We start from the raw sequence: 3717 nt of genomic DNA on the forward strand, positions 1-3717 counted from the left end.
AACCTTAAGTTAATGACATTGCACGGCCAATAGCGGTCGTTGAGCTGCAATGCTTTTCTATAGGGGCGAGCGCTGCCAAATCATGCTAATGTTGTAATTCAGATTAGCCAAGATATTGATAACTAGTCAAAACATAATATGGCTAAGTGTCTTTCTGTTAAGCTATAAAATACAGGTTGGTACTAAATGGGGAATTTCCGTCCTGTATTTCACCTATTAAGGTTGCTTGCTTTTTTCTTAGAAAAACCAGTTGGTTGGATTTGGGTGTGCTGTTTCTCTGTCAATATATTGCATGCCTTTTATTGAGCGGGCAACAAGCCAAACTATAAAGTAACAAATAATAAACCAGCCAATTACATTTCCTGAGAGTAGTGTACCCATAAGCAAGTAGAGCGCACCTATCCAAAATGTTCTAATTTGATATTGATAATGTGACTTTAACCAATCAGAGGCTTCATTTTTGTTAATATAAGCCATTATGGCTCCAATCAGGCATGTTATGCCAATTAGGCTGCCAACTAGATATAGTATATAAACAATTTTAGCAGCACCCATAGTTCTTGTATTATTTTCTATTGCTTCGCCCATACGTTTTCTCCTTTGATTTTGACTCATAAACTGTTGTGTGTGACTGACTAATTTAAACAATGCGAATCGAATTTGATTCGCTTTCATTGTGGGAAACAATTGATGTTATTTCGGCATTTCAGGGATAGAGAAAGTTACCTTGCCGTTGGCATCTAGCATTTGAATGGTGGCAACATCGTTTTTGTCAACGGCGAATCTAATACGCTCTTTGCCTTTAGTGTCATGCAGTGAAAAAGCGGCGTCTTTATTTTTAGTCGACATAGCTATACGGGTAGCGCCTGCCGAGCCGTGTTCGAACATGTCTTTGTCTAAATCTAAACGGTCAAGAATGACAAAGCTTGCTGAAAAGTCGCCTTTATCGTTTTCAAACTTGTTAAAACCTATGGCCTCAGAATTTTTGTAGTCAAAAATCATTAAATCAGCCTTGGTACCTTTCATGCTGGCGGTAGCAAGTCCACCAGTTTCATTACCATCTTCATCATAAAATACAAGACCGGCAGGCTTAATTGAACGCTCAACTTCTTTACCGTCAATTACTGGGTTTGGTGCTCTTTCCGGTGTTGCTAGTACAACGCGATTCACCCCATTCTCACCAACGATATTGATACGCTCAACGTCAATTTCACCATAGCTGCTTTTTTGAAAATCATAAATTGAATAGCCAATAACACTTGCTAACAAAACGCTTTGAATTGTACTGACGAATGTTAAAGATCTTACTTGCTTATTATTTGAAGGTGTCATGTTCTATATCCCTGTTGTTTGATTAGGTATAGATTATGTTTCTCGGCGAAAGGGCTCAACCGGATAATCGGTGAGCGTAGAAATTCTATAACTGAACGTGGAAATATAGCGCTGAATAATTTATTCCCTTCATAGCAAATAAATGATTATTGCTCAAGCCATTGTTTAAATATTGGTGTTCGTTGGGCGCTGCAAGTTAATGGCTGCTTACGACCTATTACCGAAACCTCCAAACGATCTTTACCTAGCGGTGTGATCTTTTCGATTGCATCAATTGATACCATTTCGTGACGGTTAAGGCGAAAAAAATTGCTCGGGTTTAACTGACCTTCAACGGTGGTTAAGTTGGCGTCAGATAATGGGTATGATTTGCTTAGCTGATCAAAAGCTTGTAAGCCTGATAGCTCAATTCTGAAATAAGCAATATTTTCAACTTTCAATAGTTCAATACCTGAATGGCGTTTTATTGTGAAACGCGATTTGAAGTTTTGTTGAGCGTTGGTTGCAAGTGTTGATTGCAACTGATTTAAAATGTCTTGATTAAGCATGGAGAAGTTGCTTTTCAGCTGATGATACTTGTTTAATGCACCTATCAAAGATTCTTTGTCAAAGGGCTTTAACAAATAGCCAATGCTGTTGCAGCTAAATGCTTCCATTAAAAATTGATCGTACGCTGTAGTGAAAATAATCGGGCAGGGAACTTCAACTTGTTCAAGCGCAATAAATACCGAGCCATCGAGCAGCTCTATGTCAGAAAATAGCAGGTCGATTTTTGTACCTTTGTTAATGGTTTCGACAACCGAGCTGATTGAGTCGATAACAAAGTCAATTTCAATGTCCTGTTTTATTTCTTTTAATAAAGTGATTAGGCGTTTTACCGCCAATGGTTCATCTTCAATAATGCCTACTAACATCAGTCCCTCACTGGCCGGAATTTTTGGTTAAAATTAATGCAGGTATTGACACCCTAAACAGCTCACTTGTTTTTAAAATGGTAACAGGTGAATCGCTTAAGCTTTGGTAGCGTTTTACAAGGTTTTCTAATCCTGTCTTGGTTGATGCGGGCGCATTGAGTTTTTGCCTCAACGGGTTTTCTATGTGAACCATATCATTGCCAAAAGTTACAGAGATAGTTAGCGGTTCTCTCGTTGAAGCAATATTATGTTTAATTGCGTTTTCTACACAAGTTTGTATTGCACCGGGGGCAATCATGGTTTCTGATATAGATTCTTGCGCCTGCTCAATAACCAGTTTGTATGCATTTTCAAATCGAATATTCATGACTTCGCAATATTGGGTAATGAATTGTAGTTCATCGGCTAGGCTTATTAGTTCTTCATCTTTGTGATTGAGAACAAACCGATAGAGGTTAGAGAACTTAGTGACATATTGCTCTGCTAGTTTGGCGTCAATAGGAATTAAGCTCGCCAGTACATTTAGACTATTAAATAAAAAGTGCGGGGTTATTTGCTGCTGCAATAGCTTAAATTGGGCGTTTGCATTTTCTTTTTCGGCAGCGAGTTGCCGTATTGCGGAGCGATGGCTTACCTGTAAGCTCAGATAAGACAAATACAATGCGGCAATAATTAAGTGGATGATAAAGAAAGTGTAGCCAATATTGGTTACTATGCCAGCAGTTGATGGATACCAACCTGATTTATCCAAGTATATAAAAAGTGTTAAGCGGGTGAGCAAAAATATGCCAGTAGTAACCACTGCATTGATAATGCCTGAAATAAATATCACCTGTATAATCGCACTCAAGTTGAGTTGGCGATCATCGTAAATGATAGTCCGGGTAATCCACGCACATGAAAAGTAACTACTTAATCCGTATAAAATAAATAACAAATGCTCGATAGGGCTGTAAAAGCTCGTTTCACCGAAAAGCTGGCTAACGCTAAGTATAGTGTAGAGTATGCTTGCCAAGCCAAAGATCAACACAACGGCTTTTTTTTTCGTATGATTCAGTGTATCTAACATACAGGACTGTCTTTTTAATAAATAATTATAGGCGAGTTAATTTGCCATAAAGTGATGCTAATAACAAACTTTAATTGGTCTTATAACTCAGTGATTCATATGTGGTTTTATGTTGTTTTTAACGATTCATAGCTATAGCCATTAGAAAGTATACTGCCCGATGTTGCTTCCTTTGGGCTGAGCTATCAAACTTGGTGCAATTTTTCTTCAACTAAATGCCATATATACGTACGCATTTTATATGTTTATGTCAATTAATCGTTGTAAAGCAAGTGGAGTCCATACATTGTGTCGTGAGCGGACGCTGACGTTTAATGCGGTGTTCACGATATAAAGATCTAATCTGAGTCACTATTTTAAGAAAATTACTTTATGACCGCTTTGTCGGAAGCAATGTCATTA

At 38.0% G+C, this 3717-nt stretch carries 4 protein-coding genes; all 4 read right to left on the reverse strand.

What is annotated here, in order from left to right:
* Positions 1–237: 237 nt before the first annotated feature.
* Entirely contained in the window at positions 238–588 is a 351-nt protein-coding gene (locus CJF42_RS25100; protein WP_042147773.1) for a DUF4870 family protein, read from the reverse strand.
* Between the two features lie 105 nt (positions 589–693).
* Entirely contained in the window at positions 694–1332 is a 639-nt protein-coding gene (locus CJF42_RS25105; protein WP_095369239.1) for a hypothetical protein, read from the reverse strand.
* A 146-nt stretch (positions 1333–1478) separates the two neighbouring features.
* On the reverse strand, positions 1479–2246 hold the full coding sequence (locus CJF42_RS25110) for a LytR/AlgR family response regulator transcription factor (protein ID WP_095369240.1): 768 nt from the start codon (positions 2244–2246) through the stop codon (positions 1479–1481).
* A 7-nt stretch (positions 2247–2253) separates the two neighbouring features.
* Positions 2254–3315: a sensor histidine kinase gene (locus CJF42_RS25115; RefSeq protein WP_095369241.1), complete on the reverse strand. Its 1062-nt coding sequence runs from the start codon at positions 3313–3315 to the stop codon at positions 2254–2256.
* Positions 3316–3717: the final 402 nt, after the last annotated feature.

The sequence above is a fragment of the Pseudoalteromonas sp. NBT06-2 genome (genome assembly GCF_002276045.1).
Lineage (GTDB): Bacteria > Pseudomonadota > Gammaproteobacteria > Enterobacterales > Alteromonadaceae > Pseudoalteromonas.

Coding starts and splice junctions, on each gene's coding strand:
- CJF42_RS25105 (WP_095369239.1), bottom strand. CDS start 1,332: ATGACACCTTCAAATAATAAGCAAGTAAGATCTTTAACATTCGTCAGT.
- CJF42_RS25100 (WP_042147773.1), bottom strand. CDS start 588: ATGGGCGAAGCAATAGAAAATAATACAAGAACTATGGGTGCTGCTAAA.
- CJF42_RS25110 (WP_095369240.1), bottom strand. CDS start 2,246: ATGTTAGTAGGCATTATTGAAGATGAACCATTGGCGGTAAAACGCCTA.
- CJF42_RS25115 (WP_095369241.1), bottom strand. CDS start 3,315: ATGTTAGATACACTGAATCATACGAAAAAAAAAGCCGTTGTGTTGATC.